General features: G+C 67.8%; 24 protein-coding genes and 1 pseudogene. 13 read left to right on the top strand and 12 right to left on the bottom strand.

Annotation, left to right across the window (positions count from 1 at the left end; genetic code table 11):
- From ACLF3M_RS29985 to ACLF3M_RS29995, 3 genes are read right to left on the bottom strand one after another with little or no spacing between them, the layout of a single operon-like run.
- Nucleotides 1-1,278 (bottom strand): ABC transporter substrate-binding protein, encoded by a 1,278-nt coding sequence (locus tag ACLF3M_RS29985; protein WP_430660687.1) that lies wholly within the window; start codon nucleotides 1,276-1,278, stop codon nucleotides 1-3.
- On the bottom strand, nucleotides 1,275-2,024 hold the full coding sequence (locus tag ACLF3M_RS29990) for a FadR/GntR family transcriptional regulator (RefSeq protein ID WP_430660688.1): 750 nt from the start codon (nucleotides 2,022-2,024) through the stop codon (nucleotides 1,275-1,277). The genes ACLF3M_RS29985 and ACLF3M_RS29990 overlap by 4 nt, the downstream gene beginning before the upstream one ends.
- 4 nt (nucleotides 2,025-2,028) lie before the next feature.
- Nucleotides 2,029-2,922 carry a TauD/TfdA dioxygenase family protein gene (locus tag ACLF3M_RS29995; RefSeq protein WP_430660689.1) on the bottom strand — a complete coding sequence of 298 codons (894 nt, stop codon included), beginning with the start codon at nucleotides 2,920-2,922 and terminating at the stop codon, nucleotides 2,029-2,031.
- A gap of 509 nt (nucleotides 2,923-3,431) precedes the next feature.
- On the opposite strand from ACLF3M_RS29995, the gene ACLF3M_RS30000 reads away from it, so the two are divergent.
- Genes ACLF3M_RS30000 through ACLF3M_RS30015 form a run of 4 tightly spaced genes read left to right on the top strand, consistent with a single transcriptional unit; the run spans nucleotide 3,432 to nucleotide 7,511 of the window.
- A complete protein-coding gene (locus ACLF3M_RS30000; protein WP_430660690.1) occupies nucleotides 3,432-4,412 on the top strand; it encodes a Bug family tripartite tricarboxylate transporter substrate binding protein in 981 nt (326 codons plus the stop codon).
- Nucleotides 4,412-5,326, top strand: coding sequence for an NAD-dependent epimerase/dehydratase family protein (locus tag ACLF3M_RS30005; protein ID WP_430660691.1), 915 nt, complete (start codon nucleotides 4,412-4,414; stop codon nucleotides 5,324-5,326). The genes ACLF3M_RS30000 and ACLF3M_RS30005 overlap by 1 nt, the downstream gene beginning before the upstream one ends.
- A 23-nt stretch (nucleotides 5,327-5,349) precedes the next feature.
- Nucleotides 5,350-6,249: an ABC transporter substrate-binding protein gene (locus ACLF3M_RS30010; RefSeq protein WP_430660692.1), complete on the top strand. Its 900-nt coding sequence runs from the start codon at nucleotides 5,350-5,352 to the stop codon at nucleotides 6,247-6,249.
- Nucleotides 6,249-7,511 (top strand): amidase family protein, encoded by a 1,263-nt coding sequence (locus ACLF3M_RS30015; RefSeq protein WP_430660693.1) that lies wholly within the window; start codon nucleotides 6,249-6,251, stop codon nucleotides 7,509-7,511. The genes ACLF3M_RS30010 and ACLF3M_RS30015 overlap by 1 nt, the downstream gene beginning before the upstream one ends.
- Nucleotides 7,512-7,533: 22 nt before the next feature.
- Here the strand turns inward: ACLF3M_RS30015 and ACLF3M_RS30020 are convergent, their stop codons facing one another.
- Entirely contained in the window at nucleotides 7,534-8,514 is a 981-nt protein-coding gene (locus ACLF3M_RS30020; RefSeq protein ID WP_430660694.1) for a Bug family tripartite tricarboxylate transporter substrate binding protein, read from the bottom strand.
- A 265-nt stretch (nucleotides 8,515-8,779) separates the two neighbouring features.
- Here ACLF3M_RS30020 and ACLF3M_RS30025 point away from each other — a divergent pair, with 265 nt between their 5' ends.
- Together ACLF3M_RS30025 and ACLF3M_RS30030 are read left to right on the top strand one after the other, a co-directional pair.
- Nucleotides 8,780-8,974, top strand: coding sequence for a hypothetical protein (locus tag ACLF3M_RS30025; protein ID WP_430660695.1), 195 nt, complete (start codon nucleotides 8,780-8,782; stop codon nucleotides 8,972-8,974).
- A complete protein-coding gene (locus tag ACLF3M_RS30030) occupies nucleotides 8,967-9,263 on the top strand; it encodes a hypothetical protein (protein WP_430660696.1) in 297 nt (98 codons plus the stop codon). The genes ACLF3M_RS30025 and ACLF3M_RS30030 overlap by 8 nt, the downstream gene beginning before the upstream one ends.
- A gap of 604 nt (nucleotides 9,264-9,867) precedes the next feature.
- Here ACLF3M_RS30030 and ACLF3M_RS30035 read toward each other — a convergent pair.
- Nucleotides 9,868-9,981, bottom strand: a pseudogene (locus tag ACLF3M_RS30035) (IS5-like element ISMex42 family transposase); the annotation flags it as partial.
- A gap of 154 nt (nucleotides 9,982-10,135) precedes the next feature.
- On the opposite strand from ACLF3M_RS30035, the gene ACLF3M_RS30040 reads away from it, so the two are divergent.
- Nucleotides 10,136-10,723, top strand: a complete 588-nt coding sequence (locus ACLF3M_RS30040; RefSeq protein ID WP_430660697.1) for a hypothetical protein — start codon at nucleotides 10,136-10,138, stop codon at nucleotides 10,721-10,723.
- Between the two features lie 633 nt (nucleotides 10,724-11,356).
- On the opposite strand, the gene ACLF3M_RS30045 is transcribed toward ACLF3M_RS30040, so the two are convergent.
- Nucleotides 11,357-11,566 carry a hypothetical protein gene (locus ACLF3M_RS30045; protein ID WP_430660698.1) on the bottom strand — a complete coding sequence of 70 codons (210 nt, stop codon included), beginning with the start codon at nucleotides 11,564-11,566 and terminating at the stop codon, nucleotides 11,357-11,359.
- 95 nt (nucleotides 11,567-11,661) lie between these two features.
- Between ACLF3M_RS30045 and ACLF3M_RS30050 the strand changes: the two genes are divergently transcribed.
- Nucleotides 11,662-12,228, top strand: coding sequence for a transposase (locus tag ACLF3M_RS30050; protein ID WP_430660699.1), 567 nt, complete (start codon nucleotides 11,662-11,664; stop codon nucleotides 12,226-12,228).
- A 16-nt stretch (nucleotides 12,229-12,244) separates the two neighbouring features.
- On the opposite strand, the gene ACLF3M_RS30055 is transcribed toward ACLF3M_RS30050, so the two are convergent.
- The 5 genes from ACLF3M_RS30055 to ACLF3M_RS30075 form a co-directional block, all read right to left on the bottom strand.
- Nucleotides 12,245-13,021 (bottom strand): 3-hydroxybutyrate dehydrogenase, encoded by a 777-nt coding sequence (locus ACLF3M_RS30055; protein ID WP_430660700.1) that lies wholly within the window; start codon nucleotides 13,019-13,021, stop codon nucleotides 12,245-12,247.
- Between the two features lie 12 nt (nucleotides 13,022-13,033).
- Nucleotides 13,034-13,813, bottom strand: a complete 780-nt coding sequence (locus tag ACLF3M_RS30060; protein WP_430660701.1) for an acetoacetate decarboxylase — start codon at nucleotides 13,811-13,813, stop codon at nucleotides 13,034-13,036.
- A 32-nt stretch (nucleotides 13,814-13,845) separates the two neighbouring features.
- Complete coding sequence (locus tag ACLF3M_RS30065; RefSeq protein ID WP_430660702.1) at nucleotides 13,846-15,069, bottom strand: patatin-like phospholipase family protein; 1,224 nt, start codon at nucleotides 15,067-15,069, stop codon at nucleotides 13,846-13,848.
- A gap of 61 nt (nucleotides 15,070-15,130) precedes the next feature.
- A complete protein-coding gene (locus ACLF3M_RS30070) occupies nucleotides 15,131-15,601 on the bottom strand; it encodes a helix-turn-helix domain-containing protein (protein ID WP_430660703.1) in 471 nt (156 codons plus the stop codon).
- A gap of 304 nt (nucleotides 15,602-15,905) precedes the next feature.
- Nucleotides 15,906-16,895: a Bug family tripartite tricarboxylate transporter substrate binding protein gene (locus ACLF3M_RS30075; protein ID WP_430660704.1), complete on the bottom strand. Its 990-nt coding sequence runs from the start codon at nucleotides 16,893-16,895 to the stop codon at nucleotides 15,906-15,908.
- A gap of 256 nt (nucleotides 16,896-17,151) precedes the next feature.
- On the opposite strand from ACLF3M_RS30075, the gene wrbA reads away from it, so the two are divergent.
- Both wrbA and ACLF3M_RS30085 read left to right on the top strand, forming a co-directional pair.
- On the top strand, nucleotides 17,152-17,751 hold the full coding sequence (gene wrbA / locus ACLF3M_RS30080) for an NAD(P)H:quinone oxidoreductase (protein ID WP_430660723.1): 600 nt from the start codon (nucleotides 17,152-17,154) through the stop codon (nucleotides 17,749-17,751).
- Nucleotides 17,752-17,944: 193 nt separating this feature from the next.
- Entirely contained in the window at nucleotides 17,945-18,478 is a 534-nt protein-coding gene (locus ACLF3M_RS30085; RefSeq protein ID WP_430660705.1) for a fasciclin domain-containing protein, read from the top strand.
- Nucleotides 18,479-18,540: 62 nt separating this feature from the next.
- On the opposite strand, the gene ACLF3M_RS30090 is transcribed toward ACLF3M_RS30085, so the two are convergent.
- The gene (locus tag ACLF3M_RS30090; protein WP_430660706.1) at nucleotides 18,541-21,390 is read right to left on the bottom strand and encodes an ATP-binding protein; all 2,850 of its coding nucleotides are present in this window, start codon (nucleotides 21,388-21,390) and stop codon (nucleotides 18,541-18,543) included.
- A 242-nt stretch (nucleotides 21,391-21,632) separates the two neighbouring features.
- Between ACLF3M_RS30090 and ACLF3M_RS30095 the strand changes: the two genes are divergently transcribed.
- The 3 genes from ACLF3M_RS30095 (at nucleotide 21,633) to ACLF3M_RS30105 (ending at nucleotide 24,713) form a co-directional block, all read left to right on the top strand.
- Nucleotides 21,633-22,922: an epoxide hydrolase family protein gene (locus ACLF3M_RS30095; RefSeq protein WP_430660707.1), complete on the top strand. Its 1,290-nt coding sequence runs from the start codon at nucleotides 21,633-21,635 to the stop codon at nucleotides 22,920-22,922.
- Between the two features lie 252 nt (nucleotides 22,923-23,174).
- Complete coding sequence (locus ACLF3M_RS30100) at nucleotides 23,175-24,233, top strand: alpha/beta fold hydrolase (RefSeq protein ID WP_430660708.1); 1,059 nt, start codon at nucleotides 23,175-23,177, stop codon at nucleotides 24,231-24,233.
- A 27-nt stretch (nucleotides 24,234-24,260) separates the two neighbouring features.
- On the top strand, nucleotides 24,261-24,713 hold the full coding sequence (locus ACLF3M_RS30105) for a (2Fe-2S)-binding protein (protein WP_430660709.1): 453 nt from the start codon (nucleotides 24,261-24,263) through the stop codon (nucleotides 24,711-24,713).
- Nucleotides 24,714-24,721: the final 8 nt, after the last annotated feature.

Here is a 24,721-nt window from a genome sequence, read left to right on the forward strand (position 1 = left end):
TCAGCTCGGCAGCAGGGGCTCGATGCGCTGCTTCGCGCTGCGCATGGCCGCCAGCGGCTCCGCCTGGCCGAGCATCGCGCGCTGCACCTCCTCCATGAAGAGGTCCATCGCGCGGCCGGCATTCTCGAAGCCCGGCAGGGTCAGCATCGCCGTCGGCAGCACGCGCCGCTCAAGGTCGGCATAGGGCGCGAGTTCCCGCACGCGGGGGTCGTCATAGGCCGACATGCGCACGGGACCGTTGCCGTTCACCGCCGCCTTAATCGTGTTCTCGACCGAGGACATCTGCCGGATGAAGGACCAGGCCAGCTGCTTGTCGCGCGCGTTGCGCGGGATGCCGATCGCCCAGACCGAGGTCTTGGCCGGCACGAGCGCGCCCTTGCGGCCGGCGACGGAGGCCATCATCGGGATGTTCGCCACCGTCACCTCGCCGGGGAAGCGGCTGGCGCGGGGGTCGTTGTAGTTCACGATGCGGCCGAAAGGCTGGTTGGTCAGCGCCGCGCGGCCCTGCTGCATCGCGGTGATCACCTCCTCCGTCTTGAAGGTCATGACGTTGCGCGGCAGCACGCCGCGCCGGTACCAGTCGCGCACCAGGGCGATCGCGGCGACGGACTGCGGCTGGTCGGCGACGAAGCGGTAGTCCCGCGTGATGAAGTCGCCGCCATGGGCGCGGATGATGTCCATCAGCGCCGCGGGATCGTCCATCGATAGCGCATAGCCTGCGACTCGCGTGCCGTCGCCGCGGGCGAAGGTCATGCGCTCGGCAAGTGCGATGATCTCCTCGAAGCTCTCGGGCTGCCCCTCCTGGCCGCGTTCCTTCATCAGCGCGCGGTTCGTGAAGAAGCCGTGTGTCGCGTGGCGGAAGGGCACGCCGATCTGCCGCCCACGATAGGTGTGCGCGGCGATCATGGAAGGCGAGATCTCCTCGATCCGCTCGACCGGCGCGGCCTGCTGGTAGGGGGCGAGGTCCTCGAAGAGCGGTGCGATGTGCGGGCCGCCATAGCGTTCCAGCAGGAAGCCTGCATCCACCCCGCCCTGCGACAGCTGCGCCTCGCGGTAGAGCCGCTCATGCACGGCCTCGATGCCGAAGGTCAGCCACTCGATCTCGACGCCCGCCTGGCGGCGCCATTCGGCGGTGGCGTCGCCGGCCGGCCCCTGGGTCAGCACGTTGCGGTGCACCGCGTGGCTGATGACGACGAACTTGCGGGGCTGCGCCAGCACGGGGCGGGCGAGCGGCGCGGCGGCTAGCGCCGCGATCGCGGCGCGTCGGGTGATCCTCATGCTTCCTCCCCGTCAATCACGATCCGCGCGGGATGGCGCTGGTAGAAATGCTGCCGTGCGGCGGTGATGTGCGCCACCATCTCGGCCTGGGCGCGCGTCGCGTCGCGCGCGCGGATTGCCTCCAGGATCGAGGCATGCTCGGCGTTCAGCCGCGCGATGCGGGCGGCGGGGTCGAGCTCCCCGAAGTTGCGGACCTCCACCGGACCCATGCCGATCAGGTTTGGCAGCTGCTCGATGGTGGCGACGTAGAAGGCGTTGCCGGCGGCGCGCGCGACAGCGCGGTGGAAGCGGAAATTGGCGTCGCGCGCGAGCTCCGGCGCCCCCATCGCCAGCACCTCGCCGGGCTCGGCGAGCGTCGCCTCGATCTCGGCTAGCGCCTCGGGCGTGCGGCGCTGCGCGGCGAGCCGCGCGATCTCGCCTTCCAGCGTCGCGCGGAACTCGTAGAGCTGCTCGGCGTCGGCGATGGTCTGCACCAGCGGGAAGCGCAGCCCGCCGGGATCGGGGCCGCGCAGCACGACCGTGCCCGAGCCCTTGAGCGAGCTGACATAGCCCGCCTGCTTTAGCGTCGCGAGCGCCGCGCGCAAGACGGGCCGCGAGACGGAGAAGCGCCGGCAAAGCTCGAACTCGCTCGGCAGCCGCGCGTCCCGCGGGAACTCGCCGCGGTCGATCAAGCGGCGGATCTGCTCCTCGACGCGGTCGGCGAGGCTCGCCGGCCTTGCGGCCGGCGCGGCGGCGCTGCGCACCATCGCCTCAGATCGGCCGCTCGCCGAGCGTGGTCAGCCGATGCATCCGCCGCCGCCCGAGCCCCGTGAAGGCGTCGCGCCGGTGCATGGTGCAGCGGTTGTCCCAGATGATGAGGTCGCCGACACGCCATTCCTGCGTCCAGCAGTTCTCCGGCAGCGCGGCGACGGACCAGAGCTCGTCGAGCAGCGCCTCGCTCCTCTCGAGCCTGAGGCCCGGGATGTAGCCGCCGAAGCGGCGGCCGAGGAACAACGCTTTGCGCCCGGTCTCCGGATGGGTGCGCAGCAGCGGGTGGATCGGCCCGGGCATCTCCCGCACGTCGTCGGTGTCGATGTCGCGGTAACCCGGCCGCGCGCCGCCCTGCGCGTTGTGGCTCGCCTGGTGCTTGCAGGTCAGCCCGGCCTTGCGGCCGCCGGGATGTGTCAGGATCTCGCGCGTTTCGGGCCGAAGCGCGTCCACGGCGGCGTACATGTTCGCGAAGGACGTATTGCCCCCCGTAGGCGGCACCTCGCGCGCGAGCAGCATGGTCAGCGCCGAGGGCTCGTCGGTGAAGGCAAGGTCGGTGTGCCAGTTCAGCTCGCCGTCGCCGTGCTCGCCGATCGGCTTCCCGTCCTCCGTCACGTTGGAGATGATCGTCACCGCCGGCGCATCGCGCAGATAGACCGGGCGGGACCGCGTGAAGTCCGGCGAGGGCTTCAGCGTTCCGAAGCGCGCGCCGAAGCGCTCGAAGGCGACGTCATCGATGTCGGTGCCGCGAATGCGGATGACGAGGTGGTCGAGCAGCGCGCCACGTACGGTCGTGAACTCCTCGTCCGCGAAGTCGGCGGGGTCGAAGCCCTCGATATCGGCACCAAGGGCCGCGCCGGTTGGCACGACGGTCACACGGCTGCGCGTGAGCGACATGGACGACCTCCCTACGGCCTCGTGAGCCTGACAGAACTGGAGGAAAACTGCCGCCCAACTTACAAATCTGTCAACCAGAATCGAAGATCCGCTTCATCGGGTGCGGGATACACACCGCCGGAGGGATTGCAGACGATGCCGCCGCGGAGCGGCCAGCCTGCTCGCCCCCGCGAAAGTAGGTTGGACCGGCGATGCTCGAACCGCGCCCGAATTGCGACTGCGATCGCGACCCGCTGCCGAAAAGCCCCGACGCCTTCATCGGCTCGAATTGTCGGGCTGAGATGGAGCCTAGCCAGCTGCGCCCGGCGGAGAAGCTGGCGACGTTTTCCCCGCCATCTCTGCCTGGAAGCGATCGAGACTGGCGCCCTGGGGCGCGACCGCATTGCTGGAATAGACGCGCAGATCGCCAGCGAGCATCCCGTTTGGCGCCGCGTCGTCCATAGCAGAGCCTGTTCCACTTCCCAGGCGAGGTCTCTACGCTCGCATCAAACCGGCTCGAGGATCGTCGTATGCTGAGACGTCGCCTGCTCACATCCGCCCTCGCCTTGCCGCTACTGGGGCGCGTGCAAAATGCCCGCGCCGTCACATGGCCGGAGCGGCCGGTGCGGATCATCGTGCCGTTCGGGGCGGGTGGTGCCTCCGACATCGTCGCGCGGCTCATCGCTGCGCCGCTGCAAACGCAGTTCGGCCAGCCCTTTGTGATCGACAACCGGCCCGGCGCCGGCGGCACGCTGGGCGCGGCGGCCGCGGCGGCCGCGGCGGCAGCGACGGACGGGCACACGCTGGTGATCAGCGCGCACTCGCCGATCGTTATCGGCCCCGCGATGTACAACGTGCCCTACGATCCCATGCGGTCCTTCCGGCATATCGCGCTGGTCGGCGTGATCCCCTTCGTCGCGCTGGTGCGACCGGACAAGCTGCCCGTGACGGACCTGCGCGGCCTGGCGGAGGCCGCGCGGCGCAGCCCGACGCCGATCCCCTTCGCCTCCGCCGGCAACGGCGCGCTGGGCCATATCGTGGGCCTGGCCTTTATGAAGAGCTTCGGCGTCCAGCTCGAGCACGTGCCCTACCGCAACGCCTCGATGCTGCAGAGCGACTTGGCGGCCGGCAACATCCCCATGACCTTCGACGGCCTGCCGCAAATGCTGAACTACATCCGAAACGGCACGCTGAGGCCGCTCGCCGTGACGACCGCGACGCGCTCGCCGCGCCTGCCCGAGGTGCCGACCGCCGCCGAGGCCGGCGCGCCGGAGATGGCGGTGGACAACTGGCTCGGCGTCTCCGCGCCCGCGTCGCTGCCGGACGAGGCGGCGGAGCGCGTCTTCGCCGCGATCGACACCGCCCTACAGAGCGCGGAAATCGTCGCGCGGATGGATCAGCTGGGCTTCATGCGCCAGCCCCTGACCTCGGCCGGCTTCACCGCGATGCTGCAGGACCAGGTGGACAGCTGGGCGCCGATGATCCGCGCCGCCAACATCCGGCCGGATTGATGGCGATCCTCGTCACCGGCGCAGCAGGCTTCATCGGCCACGCGGTCGCCGAGGCGCTGCACGCCCGCGGCAGCCGGGTCGTTGGCACCGATGCGGTGCTGCCCGAGGATCCGGCTTTCGCCTTCGTCCAGGCTGACCTGGCTGATGCCGCCGGGCTGGCTGCGATCGTGGCGGCGCATGACGTGGACGCCATCGTCCATTGCGGCGCGATCTCTGGGCCGATGCTGGCGCGCGACCGGCCGGATCTGGTGGTCGCGGTCAACATCGGCGGCACCACCGCCCTGCTGGAACAGGCGCGGCGGCGTGGCATGGCGCGCTTCGTCTTCTGCTCCTCCGCGCAGGCCTATGGCGACACGGGACCTGCGCCGGTCGGAGAAGACTCGCCCTTCAACGCGACCGACATGTACGGCGCCAGCAAGGCGGCCTGCGACCTCGTGATGCGGGCGTATCGCGTGCAGCACGGGCTGTCCGCGCTGGCGCTGCGGATCTCCTACGCCTATGGGCCGGGGCGCAGGACCGCCTGCGCGGTGCGCACGATGCTCGCCGATGCGCTGGCGGGACGGCCGACGCGCCTGGATTGGGGCTGCGGGCACGAACGCGCCTATCTCTTCCGCGACGATGCGGTCGGCGGCGTGATCGCCGCGCTGGATGCGCCGGCGTCGGCGCAGCCCTTCTACAACCTCGCCAGCACGGAGGCCCGCACCATGGACGCCATCGCGGCGGACGTCCGGGCGCTGTTGCCGCAGGCCGACATCGCGCTCGGGCCCGGGCCCAATCCGCTAAACTACCATCGCGACACGCTCGACATAACGGCGGCGGCACGCGACCTGGGCTGGCGGCCGCGCTTCGACCTGAAGACCGGCCTCGTAGCCTATCTCGACTGGATGAAGGCGCGCCCGGCCGATCGGCGCTGAGCACCGTCAGGAGCAAGAACCGGATGACGCGCATCGTCCTGCAGGAACCCTTCCGCGCGATCTTCTACACGCCCTTCTACGCGGCGCTCGCGCGTGGCGACTTCGCCGCGCAGGGGCTGGCGGTCGGGACGCGCATCGTCGGGCCGGACGAAGCCGCGGCGAACCTCCTCTCCGGCGCGGCGGACCTGGCCTGGAGCGGCCCGATGCGCGTCATCCGCGACCATGGTGCCGACGCCGAAAGCCCGCTGGTCAGCTTCGGCGCGGTGGTGATGGGCGACCCCTTCCTGATCCTCGGCCGCGCGCCGTGCCCGGGCTTTCGGATCGCCGATCTCGCGGGGATGACGCTCGGCGTGGTGAGCGAGGTCCCCACACCCTGGTGGTGCCTACAGCAGGACCTCCGCTGCGCCGGTATCGATCCCGCCGGGGTGAAGGCGGTGACCGGGTGCGGCATGGCGGAGAACATGCGGGCGATGCTCGCCGGCGAGATCGACGCGGTGCAACTGTTCGAGCCCTTCGTCACCCTGGCCGAGGCGCAAGGTGCGAGCATCTGGCACGCCCAGGCCGCGCGCGGCGCGACGAGCTACACCACCTTCTTCACCACGCGGACAACGCTGGCGGCGAAGCGGGACGCGATGCGCGGCATGCTGCGCGGCATCGCCGCCATGCAGGCCTGGCTGCACGCCGCGACGGCGGCCGAGATCGCGGCGACCGTCGCGCCCTGCTTCCCGGACCTCGATCGCGCCGTGCTGGAGACCGCGATCGCGCGGTATCGCGGCCTCGGCATCTGGAGCCGCACGCCGCATTTCCCGGCCGGGGCCTTCGAGACGCTGGCGGAATCCATCCACGGGTGCGGGGCCATCGCGCGCCGGCCGAGTTTCTTGGAATGCACGGACACCGCGATCGAGGCCGAGGCGCTGGGCTGATGACCGAACTCTGCGACCTCACCGCGGTCGCGCTGTTGGCGCGCATCGCCGCCGGCGCGGCGACGGCGGAGGATGTGCGGGAAAGCTGCCTCGCCCGCATCGCGGCGCGTGAGGTGTCGCTGCAGGTCTTCGCGCATCTCGATCCCGATGCGGTGCGCGCGATGCGGCCTGCGCCGGGGCCGCTCGGCGGGCTGCCGCTCGGCGTGAAGGACATCATCGACGTCGCGGGCATGCCGACGCAGATGAACTCGCCGATCTGGCGGGGATGGATGCCGCGCGCCGACGCGGCCTGCGTCGCCGCGGCGCGCGCCGCCGGCGCGCTGGTGATCGGCAAGACGGTGACCACCGAATTCGCCACGCGCCATCCCGGCCCGACCGCCAATCCGCACGACGTCGCGCACACCCCGGGCGGGTCCTCCTCCGGTTCCGCTGCCGGGGTCGCGGCCGGCTTCTTCCCCTTCGCGCTCGGGACGCAGACCGGCGGCAGCATCACGCGGCCCGCTTCGTATTGCGGCGTGGTCGGGTACAAGCCAAGCTTCGGCTTGATCCATCGCGGCGGCATCAAGGTGATGAGCGACAGCTTCGACACCGTCGGCGTGATGGCGCGCGGCGTAGCGGATTGCGCCCTGCTGGTCGGCGCGATGGCGGCGACGGATCTCGGCGATCCCGACCGGCATCCCGGCCGGCCGCCGCGGCTGCTGGTCACGCCCGGCCCCGACGCCGGCCGCATCGACGCCTGCATGCTGGCGCTGCTGGATCAGGTCGCGACAGCAGCGCGACGGCGCGGCGCGATCGTCGTAGGCAACGACCTGCCGCCTGTGATCGCGGCCGCGGAGCCGGCGCACCGCATGGTGGGGCCGTTCGAAAGCGCGCAGGCGCTGGCCTGGGAACTCGCGTCGTTTTCCGACGCGCTGACCGAAGGCCTGCGCAGCCGGATGCTGCAGGGGCGGTCGCGTGACGGCGAGGCCATCGCGGCAGCGCGCAAAGCGCTCGCCACGGCGCGGGCGGCGCTGGTCGATCTGTTCGCGGATCACGATGCGATCGTCACGCCGGCCGCGCCGGCAGAGGCGCCTGCGACGCGCGATTGGACCGGCGAGCCCATATTCAACCAGCTCTGGACATCGCTGCACCTGCCCTGCGTCGCGATTCCCACTGGAAGCGGGCCGCACGGCTTGCCGCTCGGCCTGCAGGTCATCGGCGCGCCGGGCGCTGACCGTCAGGCGCTAGCCTGGGCGGAATGGCTGCGATCGGCCGTGGCGTGACGCGGCGACGCGGCGTGTCCGGTCAGTCCGCGCGGGCGCCGCTGCGCCGGACCGCCTCGGCCCAGCGCCGGCGCTCGGCAGCCAGGTAGGTTTCCATCTCCGCTTCCGACATCGGCATTGACTGCGTGCCGCGGTTGCGCAGGATCTCGCGATACGATGCGCTGTCCCCGACGGCCGCCATCTCGCGCCGCAGACGCTCCACCACCGGCCGCGGCGTCGCCGCAGGGGCGTAGACGGCGGTCCAGCTCGGCGCATGCATGTCGGGCATGCCGAGTTCCACCAGGCTCGGTACATCCGGCAGCTCCGGTGCCCGCTCGCGCGAGGTGACGCCGAGCGCGCGGACGCTGCCGGCCTGGATCAGCGGCAGGGACGTCGCGACGGCATCGAACAGAATGTTCACCTGCCCGCCGACGAGGTCGGACATGGCCTGCGCGTTGCCGCGATACGGCACGTGCAACAGCTGGATACCGGCTTCAGCGGAGAAAAGTTCCCCGAGGAGATGGGTGAGCGAACCGCTCCCGCTCGAGGCATAGGTCAGCGCACCGGGCCGCGCCTTTGCCGCGGCGATCAGGCCTGCCAGCGACGGGTCCGGCAGCGAGCGCGCGTTGATCACCAGCACGTTCGGCACGGCTCCAAGCATGCCGATCGGCAAGAAATCCGCGTCCGGATCGTAGTTCAGCCGCTGGTACAGCGCCTTGGCGACTCCCATCACGGCGGGCCCGGCGGCGAGCAGCGTGTAGCCATCGGGCGTGGCGCGCGCGACGAATTCCGCGCCGATGTTGCCGCCGGCGCCGGGCCGGTTGTCTATGACGACGGGCTGCCCGAGGCGAGGCGTCAGCGCGTCCGCCATGGCGCGGGCGAGGACGTCGCTGATGCCGCCGGCCGGGAAGGGCACTACCAGGCGGATCGGACGCGACGCAAAGGCCTCGGACTGGCCTTGCGCGGCAAGCGGCCTCGCGAGGCCGGCCAGCGCCGAGGCGAGAAGCACGTCACGACGGGTCACGGATAAGCCTCCTCCGAAAGCCGGCACGCTATGGTGATCGACGGTGAGCGTGACGTCCACCGCTTCGACCGACCCGGCGACGCGCGAAGCCCGGTACCGGCCACTCCGCTGCCTTCCCGCGCGCCCCGGATCGACCTTCGGGCACCATCAGGGAACGAGAGGCGACGATGCGGATAGGCTACCAGTCGATGACGGCATTCGACCGAGGCTGTGAGAGAACGCGGTGGATGGTAACGTGAAGAACTGCTGATCGGGGTGGATCGGGATGAAGCGCTTCGTCGAGGGTGCGGACCGCGCCCGAACTGGCGATGCGCTTCTCGGACGCCGTCGTGCACCTCGTCTGCCCTTGGCACGGCAAGAATTCGTGCTGGCCACCGGCGAGCATCACAGCGCGCCGCATCTGCGCCTTCGCCGCGTCCGCGCCGATGTGCGCTACGGCATAGTGATCCTGCATGTCTGACGAGGCGGAGGACGCCGCCTTCATCCGAGCCTGCGCGTGCCTGGCCGCCAGGCTCGAGGCCGGCGACGCGCTGCGCCCGGACCTCGCCGTGGCGGCGCTCGGCCTGGGGGCGCGCGCCTATGCCGCGGCGGTGCTCCGGGGCAGTCCGGTGCCGCCGGCCCTGCCGCCCGAAGCCACCGCGACGAATGTCGTCATCGCGACGAGCGCCATGCTGCGCGCCGCGGGGCTGAACAGATTCTATCTCGCGATGTGGTTCAATCGCATTATGCCAGAGTGCGAGAGGCGATGAAGCGGTACTCACTCGTCATTGCGACGAGTTTGCCGGAGGCCGCTTCTGCTGAGTGGAGGCGGCCCATCGACTTCCCCGGTTCTCGGGGCAAGTCCGCGTGAACTCTGCGCGCAGCATGCGACTACCCTCGCGCGCCTTACGCGGGCCGCCGAGGGGGAGGGCTTGCCGCCGCCAAACAAGATCACGGAGGGTGATCGAGCGGCTTGAGGGAGCCTTTCGAGAGTTGGTCGCGCTTGGGGTGGTGCGCAACGTGCACGACGGCAAAGGGGGAACCGTCGGCCGCCAGTGCAGCCGGACAGTGACCCCGGCGCTGCAGCGACGCGTGCGGTGAGCCGATGTTGCGAACGGCCCGTTACTCCTACGTTTTCGCCGCGGCTGCCACTAGTGCCGATAGTGCCGATAGCTCCCCACCGATGACTATTGGCGCTACTGACGCTATCGGCAATGGCACAGAGCCGGCTGATCGAGCGGCTGTCGCCCTCTCAAACGCGCGCTTCGCGTTCTGCCGACGTGCACGGATCGAGGATGTAGAAGAGCTGGTATGGCCCAATCTGGAGCCGCAACAGGAGGGCATCGTCATAAGCGCCTCTTGCACGGGTTCAGGATTCCGCCAGAAGATGGCCGGGATAGTCCGGCGCAGATTGCTCGGTGGCACCTTCGCATGTGGACGGCACGCCTCCACCAGCGGCTCCAGCACCGCCCACTCGTCGTCCGTCAGCCCCAAAGCCCCCCAGAGAGACGGCTCAACGCCAGCAATCGACCAGCGTTCAGGCGCTAACAGGCGCTAATCTGATACAGTCCAACCCATGGAGATCTGCTGGAGATCTGCGATTTGCTCCTTGCACCGAGCACAGTGCAGAGCAGCACGCGCCATGGCGGCATTGAGCGGGCTTAAATGGACGGCGCTGCGTGCCGAGTGGGAGCTCGGCGCCAGTTCGACCCGCGCGCTTGCGGCCAAGTACGGCGTCTCGGAAAAGGCGATCCGCAAGCGTGCGGCCGACACGCGCGACCCTTGGCATCGTTACCGCGCTGCAGCAGACCGTGCACGTGAACGTGGTCGCGAGGCCACCCTCCTGGTGCTCGCACGCGCCCGGTCCGCGGCCAAGGTCCGCACCGACCCAGCATCCGTCGCGACACGGCGTGCTGCACTGGAGGACGAAGCGGCCGAGATGATCGCCGCCGCCAACCTGAGCCATCTCGCCGTGTCGGACATGCTGCACGAGATGTTCGAGACCATTTGCGTGCTCCTGCATGGCGCTTTGGAAGACGGTGACGAAGACGCGAAGCCAAAGTGCTCGGCCGCAGCGGCAGCGTCGCGGGCGCCGTCCTGGCGGTGGCGAAGCTGGGGCTCGCCATCCAGACGATCGAGCGGAAGGCGCTCGGCGCAGAGGACGTTGGCCGGCTTGGTGGCAATGGCACGCCTGTCCAATCCCGGACACCCACGACGGCGCCGGACGTGAGCGTGTCGACTTCCGAGCAGCTCACGGCTCTGGCCGAACTGGCGGCGTCGCTCGGTGCGGGACACGGCCCTGGTGCTCACGGGTGAGACGGTGGCTAACGCCTACTAGCTCGACCGAGGCCTGATGTCGGGCACCAGACCAGCGGCTACATGATGTTCACGGGCCGAGGTGACGCGCGCGAAACCGGCGTCGGCGGAAGCGGTGAGCATTTGGCCTATCTCGGCGCGATAAAGAACCTGCTCCGACCGGCGCCTTGCCAGTGGTCACGCCTCAGGCGGGCCTCAGCCCAGCCCAATGTCGGCATCATGATTAAATCGCTTCGACGACCGCCTTGCCGGTGATCACGTCTGAGGCGCAGCACAGGACCTGGGGTGAGCATCCGCCTAAATCGGCTTGCTCACTAACGTGTCCCGTTGCTGTCATTGCCTGGGCGGCGATAAGGCTGCCTGGTCGGCCCCGGCCTATGCCGGCGTGTAAATCAACAACTTCATCTCCTTCTACAGCCTCAGCGCGGCATGCGCCGAAAAAGCATTGACGGAACCATGCACTAGATGGGCGTGCTGAGAGCGCGCCAGGGATGGGTAGGAGGAAACTTGCGATGCCGCAGCACCGCGTGGAGCCGATCTGAGCTCCTTAGGTCCGGACCAACACTTGGAAGAGGGCCCCCCGCCAGCGATGGCGGGGTGCCCTCATCGCGTCTGGGCTTCCCGTGTTCTTCAAGCGCGCCGACTTCGCCTGCGGAACCCCGTCGCCATCGTGCCGGTCGGCCGCTTCCGTCGCAGCCAGATAGCGCGCGATACTCGCCTCGATCTGCCCGATCCGCTTGCCCAGCTTGTAGGGCATGAAGTCCCTGCCGCGGTTGTGTAAGCGTTACCTAGAGACCCTTCTTGCGGCGGCGCGCAGAGGGTTGAGAGGAAGGCCATCGCAGAGGTGGAGCGATGGCGAGAGGAGTGGCTGGCACGGGTGCCAGCACCGGTGCTGGCACTGTGGCGTCGGAGCGGGTTGAGATCGTCACCCGTGTCGAGCGGCGACGGAGCTACAGCGCGGAGGAGAAGGTCCGACTGGTGGCGGAGAAGCTGAGGCCGGGTAAGACGGTGAGGACGGTGTCGCGGCGGCATGGCATCTGCACGAGCCTGCTGCACCGGTGGCGGCGTGCTGCGCGGGCCGAGGTGCCGAGCCGGCGGACGGCGAGGCCGCAGCTTCTGCCGGTGCGGCTGGTGGTGCCCGACGCGGCGCCGGCGCAGCCGAAGAGGGCGTCGACCGCGCGCACCGAATTGTCCGCGGCGACATCGCCGTCAACGCAGTCGGGGAGCAGCGTCGTCTGTTGGCGGTCCGCACCCCCGACGAAGCGCTTCATCCAGATCCACCCCGCTCAGGCGCGCCGCCGACTACCGTCGAGGACGATTTTCAAACAGCCCAGACCCAAGCCGGTCGTTCCCCGCACCTACGATGTCGGCGGGCCGCATCTCATGGGGCAAATCACCTGTGCAGACGTCGCCTCGTAGCAGTCGGTCCAAAGTGTCACTGCATGAACCAGCCGTGACTGACTACAAGGGTCTGGCCGGTCAGCGCCTTGGAGCCGAAGGAAGCGAAGAACAGGACGGCCTCGGCCACGTCCTCCACCGTGGTGAATTCGCCATCCACGGTTTCCTTTAGCATGACATTCCGGACAACCTCGGCCTCCGAGATGCCGAGTTCGCGCGCCTGCTCCGGAATCTGCTTTTCAACTAGCGGCGTCCGCACAAAGCCGGGGCAGACGACGTTGGCACGCACCCCATGCGCCGCGCCCTCCTTCGCCACGACTTTTGCGAGGCCAATGAGCCCATGCTTCGCGGTGACATACGGCGCCTTGAGCACCGACGCCTCCTTCGAATGCACCGAACCGATATAGACGATGCTGCCGGTGCCTCGCCGATACATGTGCCGCAGCACAGCGCGCGTGGTCAGGAAGGCACCGTCGAGGTGCACTGCGAGCAGCTGCTTCCACTTGGCGAAATCGAACTCGTGCACGGGAGCGACGATCTGAATGCCCGCGTTGCTGACCAGGATGTCGATACGGCCGAACGCTTCGGCGGCCTTCGCGATACCGGCTTCCACCTGCGCCTCATTGGCGACATCCATGCCGATGCCGAGTGCGCCGCCGGCATGGTCCAGTTCTGCAGCCGCCGCCTCGGCGGCGCTGCCGTTGAGATCGGCAATCACCACCTTCGCGCCATTCGCCGCAAACTTGCGCGCGATCTCCTTGCCGATGCCGCTGGCCGCGCCGGTCACGATCGCGACCTGACCATCGATACGCATGGCTTATCTCCTTCAGACAGCAGCTTGCTTCTGCCGACGCGGCGGAGCTGCCTCGCTGCCGAGGTAATCATGTACGACTCGGCCCAGGCCAAGCGTCAGGTCCGCCACCAGGTGCACGGCCGAGACCACCTTGAGCACCGGCAACTCCGCCACCGGCGCGAGCGCATGCGGCTGCAACGCGAGCGCGGCGGGGCCTGTCCAGGCACCCTTTAGGTGGACGTCCTCAAGGTGGTACTCGACCAGCTCGCAGATCCGCGCGCTGCCATCCACATGGGGGATGATCTTCAGAAGGAAATTGGGCGCGACGAGCGAAGCAAGCACGGCGCTACCGTCAGCCTCGCGGTGCTTGTAGCCCATGGTGGCCGTGGCCACCCGCACCGGCCCGTAATCCAGCGTTCCAACGAGCGTGTCTATTTCCTTCCGAAGACTCGGGTTGGCGAGCTTCTTCGGAAAGCCCCAGAGCTCCCTGCCGCCGGCGATCGGCGGATGGTCATTGAGGAACATGCAGTGGGTATAGGTGCCCTTGCTGCCTCGGAAGCTGACCGGAATCACCTGTCCGGTTTCGGTGTAGTCACCGAATCCCGTGGAATCCGGCATGCGGATGAACTCATATTTCACCAGCGGCTCATCGACGTCGAGCGGCGCCGGCACGACGGCACGCAGCCGCGCCGGATCAGTGCGGTAGGTAACGGTCAGAAATTCGCGGTCGACGAAGCGGTAGGGGCCCGGTGGGAAGGCGGGGCTCAGCAGCGGCATGGCAAAGGCGTTGGCGCGAACCTCATCCTCGGTCATGGCAAGCTCCTGTTCTCTTCTGTCACTCGCCGTCATTCGCGCCCGTCGTAGGCGAGGTCGAATGTAGAGACGTCGCCCGCACGTGGTCTCTCCAGCACTTCCGGGTGTCGCAGGGTGCGGACCGCGTCGATGTAGCCGGCCTGCCAGTGCTCCTGCATGGCAAGGCGGGAGAACTCGTAGTCCTTGCTGTGGCGCTCGTAATGCTTGGAGCGGTAGATCAGGTGCACCAGGGAAAAGGCCTTGTGGTCGGCAACGCGTGCGAGCTGTTGCGCTTCCGGTCTCGAGCGCAAGTCGGGGGGAAGCATCTGGAGCAGGTCGGCCAGCGCGGCGCGTAGGCGCTGCACGCTCTTGAACTCGTCCGTCCTGGCGCGCGTCCGGCTGGAATACTGAATCTCCTTCTGACGCATCGCGACCTCTTCGAGATCGCGCGGAAATTCGCCGCGGGCGCTCCATAGGTCTACCTGGAATGCGAGCGTGTCCCGGCGCGGGTCGTCCTTCACGACCCAGCCGAGCGGCGTGTTCGACACCAGGCCGCCATCCCAGTAGTGCTCGCCCTCGATCTCGATGGCGGGAAAGCCCGGCGGCAGTGCGCCGCTCGCCATCACATGCTCCGGCCCGATGGTGTGCGTCGTACTGTCGAAGTAGACGAGGTTGCCACTGCGCACGTTGACCGCACCGAGGCTGAGCCGGGTGGCACTCGAATTAATGCGGTCGAAGTCGATGAAGCGCTCCAGCGTCGCCCGCAGCAGGTTGGTCACGTAGAAGCTTGTGGCATCCAGGATGCCGGCCGGATGCAGCCAGGGCGGCGGCAGGCGGAGCTCGAAGAAGCCAGGAGCGCCCCAGACGAGCGCCGCGGTGGCGTTCAGCCGCTTGATGAAGGTGCGGCCCTGGTCGCCGCGGGCCAGGTCGGAGATCCATGCGCTCCACCACAGCGCCGGTGGCGCCGCCGTGATGCTCTGCCAGAAGCTGCGCAGCATCTCGACACCCTTTTCGGGTGGATTGCCGGCGATGATGGCCGCATTGATCGCGCCGATCGAGATGCCTGCGACCCAATCGGGTTGCAACTCTGCCTCGACTAGCGCTTGGTAAACGCCAGCCTGATAGGCGCCAAGTGCGCCACCGCCTTGCAGCACAAGCGCAATGCATTCGAACGGCGGCCGCGGCCGGCTTCGATGCGTTTTCGTTAGTAGCGGATCCCACACCGGGCGAGACCTGCCACCGCTGCTGGCGGCATCCAGCGTGGCGTCGTCAGGCATGGCACGCTCCTCGTGCGACTGGCGGCCTCTGGCCGCATCTTTTCGCCGATGTGCAGGACACTCAGGAGCCTCCGCACGGCATGTTCCTGCGTCGCCACGAGCTCGGGGTGTCCCCGACTGCACGTCGGAAGAGTTTCGAAAGATGAGCCTGGTCCGCCATGCCGCAGGCCAGCGCAATCTGGCTAAGCGGGTCTCTCGATGTCAGCATCAGGCTTTTCGCGCGCTGCACACGCAGGCGCGTGAGATGCAGGTGGGGGGTGGTTCCGAAGCTTTCGCGGAAGGCCCTGCAGAAGTGACTCACGCTGAGCTCGGCCTGTTCGGCCAGTTCTTTCACCCGCACGCGCCTAGCCAGACGCTCTCGCATGTACCTGAGCACCGCACGCTCCTGCCATGGCGAGAGACCACCGCGGGCATAGACTTGCTCACTCGCCGCCGCAGATGAAAGCAGCTTCGCCAGCCGCAGCGCAGCTGCCCTCGCGGCTTGCGGATCGCACTCCAAGGTGTCGCGGATCTCATCAAGTGTACGAGCCACGTCTGCCAAGCTGGTCGGTCGCTCGGCCGCGCCGGCGCGTCGCTGGGAAGGGCGCGCGACGTCCGAGGCGCAGATGGCGCTGCGCAGGATCTTCGGGGGGCACGGTAACCGGGCGAGCTGTAGATCCGATCCCATGCGCGCATGCCTCTTCGAACGACGAGGCCAGACGGGCCCGCGTCCAGCTACGTACGAAGCATTGAAGCAGATCCATGCGCCAGGCGGCCGCTATTGCTTGTGAGCGCTGTTAGCACTTGTGAGCACGTCGGCGGCTTAGCTATGACCCAACAATATTCCGGTCCGTCTTCTAGGCGTCGATCCTGATGCCGAGACGTTCGACGCGGGCCTGCCAGACGGCGGCATCCTCCCGCAGGTAGACGAGGAAGCTCGGGCGGTCCTGGACGTCCGGCACCAGGCCGGTCGCGATCAGGAAAGCCGTCGCCTCCTGCGTCGCCACGATGGCGTGCACCTCGGCCGCCACGCGCTCTGCGACCCCGATTGGCGTGCCCGGTGGTGCAAGCAGCGCGACCCAAAGGTCGCCCGTCAGCGGGAATCCCTGCTCGTTGAGTGTGGGGCACTCGGGCGCGGCGGGAAAGCGTGCTCCCGCTACGACGCCGAGAGGGGTGAGTCGCGCATCCTGCGCGATCGCCAAGCCAACAGGCGCCATCATGCAATCCACTTGGCCCGCTGCCACCGCCGCCAGAGCTGAAGCGGAGCCCTGGAATGGCACATGCTGTAGCCTGAGGTCATGCCCGGCTCCGAATGTTTCCATCATGATCTGCGACGTGCTGGCGATGCCCCAGGAGGAATAGGTCAGGGGCAAGACCGAGCGGCGCGCCACGTCGATGAAGCCCCCTACGTCGCGTATGCCGAGGCCGCGCCGAGCGACCAGCGCGAAGACGAGCCGCGCGAAGGGAGCGACCGGAACGAAGTCCTGCGCATTGTATGGTAGGCGCCGATAGACCGCCGGATTGACTGCATGCGTGTCGGCCGTCGTGACCATCAGGGTATGCCCATCGGGCGCCGAGGCAGCCACGTGCTGCGTGCCTATGATGCCATTCGCGCCTGGGCGGTTCTCGACGACCACTGGCTGGCCGAGCCTTGGCGCGAGCTTGCGCGCGAGCCAGCGCCCCGCAATGTCCGAGGCTCCCGCCGGCGGGTATGCGATGACGACTCGCACGGCATGCGTGGGCGACCAAACCGATGCTGACGTTGCCTCCGCCGCCACGCGGCGAGCGCCCAGTGGCGCCGCGAGGAGGCCGCTTACGATGAGCCTTCGGGCGATCGGACGGATCATGGTCCCCAGTCCCTGAGCGGTCGGCGTGCGATCCTTTCCGGCGCGGGCACTGAGCGCCTTCCACGCTGCCGCTGTCCAGCGCTTCCGCTGCGGAGCGCCGACTTCCCATCGTCACCCTCACTTCTGGTGGATTCTCTCCGGCAGGCCGCCAATCCAGGAGAGGCGAATTGGCTCTACCTGTTCCAACGACGCATTCTACGGACAAGTCTTGGATGCGAGCCCGGAGGATAACGCGGCGCCCGGGTTCGAGGCGCTCATGGTGAAGGTCCTCGTCCTCTACTACTCCAGCTATGGCGGTATCGAAGCCATGGCGCACGCCGTGGCTGCGGGTGCGGTCGAGGCGGGCGCGGAAGTCGCTGTCATGCGCGTTCCCGAGGCCGCGCCACAAGCCGTCGCACTCGGCGCCGGCTTCAAGATCGACCAGCAGGCGCCCGTCGCCACGATCGCCGACCTGGAGCGCTACGACGCGCTTGTCGTCGGTGTCGGCACAAGGTTCGGGCGAATGGCGTCTCAGATGACCAACTTCCTCGACCAGGCAGGCGGAACCTGGGCCGGCGGGGCCCTGCAGGGCAAGGTCGGCGGCGCCTTCACGTCAACTGCCACCCAGCATGGAGGGCAGGAGACGACGCTGCTGTCGATTATCGTAAACCTGCTGCACTTCGGGATGGTGATCGTCGGCCTGGATTATGGCTACACCGGCCAGATGACATTGGACGAAATCAGCGGTGGATCTCCGTATGGCGCGACAACGATCGCGCAGGCGAGCAATGGGGGACGACCGACCGAGAACGAACTCGCCGGCGCGCGCCACCAAGGTCGCAGGATCGCTCAGGTTGCGGCCAAGCTGTTCGCCTAGGCTGATTCGGACCGGCGGCATGCCGGAATCGATGCGAAGTTTGGCCAATCCGTGCCGCGTCGGTGCAAGAACGCTGTGGCGCGACGGCCTACACTTCAGACCGCGATGCGCCCTCGATGACGAAGTCAGCGGGCCGTGGCGACATCGATATGGGCCGGCAAGAGGCTGGGCCAGCAAATCGGAGGGCGTTCCCATGCGTACACGGACCAGGATTCGCTATTGCGCTCTGATCGCCTCCGTCGTCGTCGGAGGGAGTCTGGCCAGCACCGGCGTCAAGGCTCAGAACAGGGATTGCCTCGACACGCTGGCCGGGATGCAGGAAGCTTTCCGCTTCGTTGATGTCGCTACCCGCGGGCATGTCGAGAGCCAGCTGCGTGACGTTGGCCCCTTCACGGTCTTCGTACCGACGAATGAGGCCATTGCCGCCGTGGCGCCCTATCTGCGCCCGGTGCTCTTTCCCGTCAACGACAATAGCAACGCCGACGTAGCCCTGGTGCGTGCTGCCCTCAACGCGCATATCTTGCAAGGGCGCTACACCTCTGCGGCGGTCGAACCAGGCATGACCGTCACGGCGCGAACACTTGCCGGCACGCCGATCCAATTCACCAACACGAACGGCGTCATCACCATCATGGTGCCGAACAGCGATCCCGTGCGGGTCGTTCGCGCCAATATTCCATGCTCCAACGGCGTCATCCATATCATCGACCGGTCACTCGTGCGCTGAAGGCTTCGTTTGCGGAGGGCTCGGCGCAGCCCAGTGACATGCGTGCTGCCGACCGGCCAGTGTTAGCCGAGCCTGTCGAGCAGTTCCGCCGCGGCTCTCGGGTCCGCGGTATCGAGTCCCTCCGTGAACAAGGCGAAGACGGGGTGCAGGAGTGTCTTCGCCTCCTTGGCACTGCCGCGGGCGGCCCAGAGTGCCGCGAGGTCGATCGCCGTCCGAAGCTCCCACGCGTGCGCGCCTTGCCGACGGCTCCACTCAATAGACTTGATGAACTGCTTCTCGGCCCCTCCGGGCCTGGGCTCGGGCAGAGAGAGGAGGACCTGGCCCTTGATGCGCAGAAGTTCCGGTATGAGCGAAAGCGGCCCGTCCGAACTGGCGAGGTGGATCGTCGCGTCGATCAGCGAAATTGCCTCGTCGGAGCGACCGAGAGCGGCGAGGCCCTGCACGAGCGCCCCGTTGAAGGATGTCGTGAGCTGGCCGTAGCGGGACGCCGCCGTTTCCCTCTGACAGCTTTGTAGGCAATCAACGCCGGTCGCGGCATCGCCACGCAGCAGGGCCAGGGCGCCAGTGAAACCTCGGCCGACCGAAAGGTAGGGCGTAAGAGAATGCGATTCCGCATGCGACACGAACCAGTTGGTGTGCTCTTCCGCCGCACGAAGATCGCCCGCCCAAAGGAACACCGTGACAGCCCAGGAAAGCGCGATTGACAGCGTCACAGGGTGATCCATGCGCTCGGCGTCCTGGACCGTCTGGTGGGCGAGATGCAGCGCCCGGGCCGGGTAGCCCTGCAGCCAGAGCGTCCGGGCGAGCGCGATGCCGGCGTAGATGCTGTGATCGAATCCAAGATAGATCGCGGGTGTCCGCTGCGGTCCAGGCGCCTGGCGCAGCACCGCCTCCAACTCCGCTCGCGCGCGTGCCAGGTCGCCGGTGTGGTGAAGCGAACTGCCTAATGGCGCATGAGCCGCCGCGACGGCGGCTGGAATACCGGCCGAGTCGGCGACGACGACGGCGCGACGCGCGTAATCCATGGCGCGCCGGAACTCTCCGATGCGATGGTGGAAGGTGTGCAACAGGGCGAGCGTCTGTACCTGCTGAAGCAGGTCAGCACGCTTTTCCGCGATTGACAGGCTTCGGTTGAGGGCCGCACAGGCTGTCTCGGTGTTCCCTTGGGTGAACATCACGGCTAGGCCCAGCGCGGCCGTCAGCTTCATCTCGGCAACGCTCCCGCGGGCATTGTCGTCCAGGGCGCTAATAGCCCGCTTTGACCACCGTCGGCACTCCGTGAGCAGCGACAAGGCCAGCAGGGCCGGCACGACTGCTGTGACGAGCTCGATGCCGATATCGGCCCTCCCATCGGGGCCGAAGCACCATTCAAGGGCCGCGAGCACGTTGGCGAGGTCCGCGACATGCGGGGCGCGGTCGGCAGCGGTTGGGAAGGTCGGCCAGCGAGCGCCAGTCTCCTCCAGCCAGCGGCGATAATACTCGGCATGTCGTGCAGCGAGCTTTCGCCTCTCGGCGTCCTGTACCCGCGTTTCGCGGATGTAGGCGCGCGTCGTGTCGAGCAGCCTGTACCGCATCGCCGCCCCTATCGGATTGGCGGTAACCATCGATTTGGCGACCAGGCTTTCGATTCCGACAATGGCTTCGGCCCTGCTTAGGGGCGGGCTCGCGGCAACGTCGAGCGCCGCATCAAGCGAGAAGCTGCCGGCGAACGCCGCGAGGCGGCACAGGACCAGGCGTTCGGGCTCGGAAAGCAGGCTGAAACTCCAGTCAAGCGTGGCCTGCAGTGTCCGCTGTCGTGGCGGCGCGTTGCGCTGCCCGAGCCAAAGCATGGTCAGGCGTTGGTCGAGGATGGCGAGCGTCTGCTCCAGGCCATGGGCTTGCACCCGGCCAGCGGCCAGTTCGATCGCGAGGGGCAGGCCATCCAGTCTCCGGCAGATGCGGGCCAGGGTGGCCGCATCCCGGTCGCCCAGGTCGAGGCGGGCACCGCTCGCAGCAGCGCGGTCGAGGAACAGCTCGATGGCCGGAAAGCCCTGGGCCGCCGCCAGGGCCAGGCTACGATCGTCCTTTGGCAGAGCCAGAGGCGGCAGTGCGTGGACATGCTCGCCCTCGACCCTGAGCGCCTCGCGGCTAGTTGCAAGGATGTAGACCTGGGGCGCCATCGCGAATATGTGCGCTGTCAGGCGCGCGACGGTGTCGACGACGTGCTCGCAATTGTCGAGCACCAGGAGAAGACGCTTGTCGCGCAGATACATGCCGAGGCTCTGAAGCGAGTCCTCGGTCCGCCCCGAGATGCCGAGCAGCGCCAGAAGGGTTGTGGCCACCATGTCGGCATCGGTCAGCGCGCCTAGGTCAAGAAACAGGATCGACCGCGCAAATTTTTCCGACAGGGAGTGCGCGACTGCGATGGCGACCGTGGTCTTGCCCACCCCGCCGGGTCCAGTGACGGTCACAAAGCGCGTGCCAGCCAGTTCGCTTCCGACCAGACGGATCTCGTCCTCACGTCCGACCATGCGCTCCAGGCGCGGTGGAAGAAGGTTTGCACCGGGAAAGCTGTCCGGAGCCCGCTCGCGCTTGCGGTGCGCGGCGACGGACCGGGTAATCGGCGCAACGAAGCAGTAGCCCCGGCCGGCCAGTGTTTCGATGTATCGCGCACCACCGACGCCGTCACCGAGGGCCTTGCGGAGAATGGCGATGTGGAATCGCAGGCTTCCCTCGTCCACGGTGACGTCGGGCCAAACCAGTGAGGTCAGTTCCCGCTTGCCCATCGCTACGCCTGGATGAGATGCCAGCGCGATCAGCATGTCGAGGGCGCGGGCACCGAGCGCAACCGGCACCCCCGCGCGCAAGAGCAGGCGTTCCCGCATGGCCAGGGTGAAAGGCCCGAAGGAAAGCACGCCGTCGGGCTGTGCCACTGTGGCCCCTGCCATGTCCCCGATTTCCGGCCGCGCCAACGAGCGAATTTCTAGCTGAGGCGCCCGGCAGCGAGTCGGTGGCCCACGTGCTCGTGATGACCTTCCACAGACGCGCCTTCATCCGATCGTGGTGAACGCAGCCAAGCTCCCGCAATCCGGGAAAAGCGGGCGATCTGGCCCCCGCCCTATACGCAAGGCAGCGAACTTGCCGCCACGACCGGCGCGCAATCGGGAGAGCCAGCATGACCGATCCCCCGTCTCCAGCACGCCGTGACTTTCTTGCCGCGACTGCTGCCGGGGGCGCGACGATCCTTGCCTCGACGCAGCGTGCCTCGGCCGAGGGCGAGGACACGATCCGTCCGTTCAGCATCAGCGTGCCGGAAGAGACCATCCTCGACCTGAGGCGGCGCATCGCCGCGACACGCTGGCCGGACCGCGAAACCGTCGACGATTTCTCCCAAGGCGTACAGCTCGCAAAATTCCAGCCGCTGATGAGGTATTGGGGAACGGAGTACGACTGGCGGAAAGCGGAGGCGGCCTTGAATGCGCTGCCGCAGTTCGTTACCGAAATCGATGGTCTCGACATCCAGTTCCTGCACATTCAGTCGCAACATTCCAACGCCATGCCAATGATCATGACCCATGGCTGGCCGGGCTCAGTCCTCGAGCTGCTGAAAGTGATCGGGCCGCTCACCGATCCCACCGCGCATGGCGGCCGTCCGGAGGACGCTTTCCACCTCGTCCTGCCGAACTATCCGGGCTACGGCTACTCAGGCAAGCCGCGCAATACCAGCTGGGCTCCTCCTCAGGTGGCTCGTGCATGGCACACGCTGATGCTGCGCCTCGGGTACAGGCAATACGTGTCGCAGGGCGGCGACTGGGGCGCCATCGTCTCGGAGGTCATGGCCGTCCAGGCGCCGCCTGGCCTGCTTGGAATTCACGTCAACATGCCCGGCACCGTACCACAAAGCGTGCTGCGGCTGGTCCGCAACGGCGATCCCGTGCCCGCAAGCTTTTCGCGGGTCGAGAAGGAAGCCGTCGCCTCGCTCGACTACTTCTACCACAAGGGCTTCGGCTACGCCGAAATGATGAACACACGGCCGCAGACGCTGGGCTACAGCCTTTCCGATTCACCGGTCGGCATGGCCGCCTTCTTCTATGACAAGTTCACCGAATGGACCCACAGCGGCCGAGAGCCCGAGCGGTCGCTGAGGCGCGACGAGATGCTCGACGACATCACTCTGTACTGGGTGACGAACACCGGCACGTCTTCCTCGAGGTCGTATTGGGACGCCGCGCAGGGCGGCGGAGGGCCGTTCAACGCTGTGGAGATCTCGACCGTCCCGGTCGCGGTCACGGTATTCCCAGGCGAGATCTACCGCGCCCCGAGGAGCTGGGCCGACCAGTGCTTCCGGAACCTGATCTACTGGAACGAGGTCGATAAGGGCGGGCACTTCGCGGCATGGGAAGAGCCGGCACTGCTCAGCGCCGAGCTCCGGGCTGCCTTCCGTCCGCTCCGGCGATCGCTGTGAAACAGAATTGGCGCGCTGCCGCCCTTGCCGGAGAGCTTGCCATGCGCCTTCTCGTCCCGATGCTGATCCTCGCGGCCCTCGCAGCCTGCGCCGGCCAACTGCCGACAGGCACGAATTATTGCCCGCCGCCATTCGCCCTTGATGCCGGCGGCTACTGCACAAACCAGCGGGATAACGGGTAGGGCCGGCGTGCCTGCCTGCGCGCCCCTCGCCTCAGCTACGTCGGCGAACCGTAAGGAGCGGAGATCCACGATGCGAGCCGCCCGCATTTTCGATGTCATCAATGAGCGTCGCCGCCTATTCGGCAAAGCGGCTGGCGCGATTGCTGCCGCCCGCCTGGCCGGCAGCTCAATGGCGCATGCTCAGTCCACTACGCCGCAGAGCGCTCAGGGCAGCTCGGAGAGACCAGTTCTCCCGTTTGGGCCGGTGAAGCAGATCAACGCCGGTGTTCTGGACACCGGATACGTCGATTCCGGCCCGGCCGATGGCCGTGTCGTGCTTCTCCTACACGGCTGGCCTTACGACATCCACAGCTTCGCCGAAGTCACGCCGTCACTCGCGGCGGCTGGGTACCGGGTGATCGTGCCCTATCTCCGCGGCTACGGCTCGACCCGATTTCTCTCACGCGAGACGCTCCGCAACGGCCAGCAATCCGTCCTCGCGCTCGACATCGTTGCGCTAATGGACGCGCTCGGGGTCCGGTCCGCTGTCCTCGTCGGCTACGATTGGGGAGCACGCACCGCCAACATCGTCGCTGCACTCTGGCCGGAACGCTGCAACGCCCTGGTGTCGGTTAGCGGCTATCTGATTGGCAGCCGCGAGATCAACCGGATGCCACTGCCGCCCAGTGCCGAATACCAGTGGTGGTATCAGTACTACTTCGCCACGGAGCGGGGCGCGCTGGGCTATGACAAGTATCGTCGCGATTTCTCGAAGCTGATCTGGCAGCTCGCGTCGCCGAGGTGGGACTTCGGCGACGCGGCATTCGACCGTAGCGCGGCGGCCTTCGACAATCCCGATCACGTCGCGATCGTCATCCACAATTATCGCTGGCGGCTCGGCCTCGCGGACGGCGAGGCGCGGTACGACGAACTCGAGCAGCGGCTCGCCGAGCGTCCCGTGATCTCGGCGCCGACAATTACGATCGAGGGTGACGCGAATGGCGCCCCGCACGCCGATGCCGCAAGCTATCGCGACCGGTTCTCGGGCAAGTACGCACACTTGGTCTTCCGCGGTGGCGTCGGCCACAACCCGCCGCAGGAAGCCCCGCGGGCATTCGCGGCCGCCGTGATGCAAGCCGACAACTTGTGACGACACCTCGTGCCTCTGGAGCGAGTCATGGCGTTCAACCTCTCTGTCAACGGTGCAACTCACAGCGTCGACGTCGATGGCGATACGCCCCTCCTGTGGGTCCTGCGCGACGTGCTCGGCCTGACCGGCACGAAGTTCGGTTGCGGCGCCGGGCTTTGTGGCGCCTGCACGGTCCATATCGCCGGCGTAGCGACGAGGTCCTGCCTCACCCCGATCGAGAGTGTCGGCGACAGCTCTGTTACGACGATCGAGGCGATCGGCGCGACACCGGCCGGTAGCGCGCTGCAGCGCGCTTGGCTCGACCTCGAGGTCGTGCAGTGCGGCTATTGCCAGCCCGGTCAGATCATGTCGGCTGCGGCGCTGCTGCGGGAGACGCCGAAGCCCAGCGACGCCGACATCGACGCAGCCATGGCCGGCAATGTCTGCCGCTGCGGCACCTACCAGCGGATCCGCGCCGCGATCCATCGTGCCGGGGCCTGAGGGAGGTT

It is taken from the genome of Falsiroseomonas sp. HW251, from assembly GCF_050563545.1.
In the GTDB taxonomy this organism is placed as follows: domain Bacteria; phylum Pseudomonadota; class Alphaproteobacteria; order Acetobacterales; family Acetobacteraceae; genus Falsiroseomonas.

What these genes read in the sequence shown, in the direction of transcription:
- ACLF3M_RS29985 (WP_430660687.1), bottom strand. Translation starts at nt 1,278, where the DNA reads ATGAGGATCACCCGACGCGCCGCGATCGCGGCGCTAGCCGCCGCGCCG.
- ACLF3M_RS29990 (WP_430660688.1), bottom strand. Translation starts at nt 2,024, where the DNA reads ATGGTGCGCAGCGCCGCCGCGCCGGCCGCAAGGCCGGCGAGCCTCGCC.
- ACLF3M_RS29995 (WP_430660689.1), bottom strand. Translation starts at nt 2,922, where the DNA reads ATGTCGCTCACGCGCAGCCGTGTGACCGTCGTGCCAACCGGCGCGGCC.
- ACLF3M_RS30000 (WP_430660690.1), top strand. Translation starts at nt 3,432, where the DNA reads ATGCTGAGACGTCGCCTGCTCACATCCGCCCTCGCCTTGCCGCTACTG.
- ACLF3M_RS30005 (WP_430660691.1), top strand. Translation starts at nt 4,412, where the DNA reads ATGGCGATCCTCGTCACCGGCGCAGCAGGCTTCATCGGCCACGCGGTC.
- ACLF3M_RS30010 (WP_430660692.1), top strand. Translation starts at nt 5,350, where the DNA reads ATGACGCGCATCGTCCTGCAGGAACCCTTCCGCGCGATCTTCTACACG.
- ACLF3M_RS30015 (WP_430660693.1), top strand. Translation starts at nt 6,249, where the DNA reads ATGACCGAACTCTGCGACCTCACCGCGGTCGCGCTGTTGGCGCGCATC.
- ACLF3M_RS30025 (WP_430660695.1), top strand. Translation starts at nt 8,780, where the DNA reads ATGAAGCGCTTCGTCGAGGGTGCGGACCGCGCCCGAACTGGCGATGCG.
- ACLF3M_RS30030 (WP_430660696.1), top strand. Translation starts at nt 8,967, where the DNA reads ATGTCTGACGAGGCGGAGGACGCCGCCTTCATCCGAGCCTGCGCGTGC.
- ACLF3M_RS30040 (WP_430660697.1), top strand. Translation starts at nt 10,136, where the DNA reads ATGGCGGCATTGAGCGGGCTTAAATGGACGGCGCTGCGTGCCGAGTGG.
- ACLF3M_RS30045 (WP_430660698.1), bottom strand. Translation starts at nt 11,566, where the DNA reads ATGCCCTACAAGCTGGGCAAGCGGATCGGGCAGATCGAGGCGAGTATC.
- ACLF3M_RS30050 (WP_430660699.1), top strand. Translation starts at nt 11,662, where the DNA reads ATGGCGAGAGGAGTGGCTGGCACGGGTGCCAGCACCGGTGCTGGCACT.
- ACLF3M_RS30055 (WP_430660700.1), bottom strand. Translation starts at nt 13,021, where the DNA reads ATGCGTATCGATGGTCAGGTCGCGATCGTGACCGGCGCGGCCAGCGGC.
- ACLF3M_RS30060 (WP_430660701.1), bottom strand. Translation starts at nt 13,813, where the DNA reads ATGACCGAGGATGAGGTTCGCGCCAACGCCTTTGCCATGCCGCTGCTG.
- ACLF3M_RS30065 (WP_430660702.1), bottom strand. Translation starts at nt 15,069, where the DNA reads ATGCCTGACGACGCCACGCTGGATGCCGCCAGCAGCGGTGGCAGGTCT.
- ACLF3M_RS30075 (WP_430660704.1), bottom strand. Translation starts at nt 16,895, where the DNA reads ATGATCCGTCCGATCGCCCGAAGGCTCATCGTAAGCGGCCTCCTCGCG.
- wrbA (WP_430660723.1), top strand. Translation starts at nt 17,152, where the DNA reads ATGGTGAAGGTCCTCGTCCTCTACTACTCCAGCTATGGCGGTATCGAA.
- ACLF3M_RS30085 (WP_430660705.1), top strand. Translation starts at nt 17,945, where the DNA reads ATGCGTACACGGACCAGGATTCGCTATTGCGCTCTGATCGCCTCCGTC.
- ACLF3M_RS30095 (WP_430660707.1), top strand. Translation starts at nt 21,633, where the DNA reads ATGACCGATCCCCCGTCTCCAGCACGCCGTGACTTTCTTGCCGCGACT.
- ACLF3M_RS30100 (WP_430660708.1), top strand. Translation starts at nt 23,175, where the DNA reads ATGCGAGCCGCCCGCATTTTCGATGTCATCAATGAGCGTCGCCGCCTA.
- ACLF3M_RS30105 (WP_430660709.1), top strand. Translation starts at nt 24,261, where the DNA reads ATGGCGTTCAACCTCTCTGTCAACGGTGCAACTCACAGCGTCGACGTC.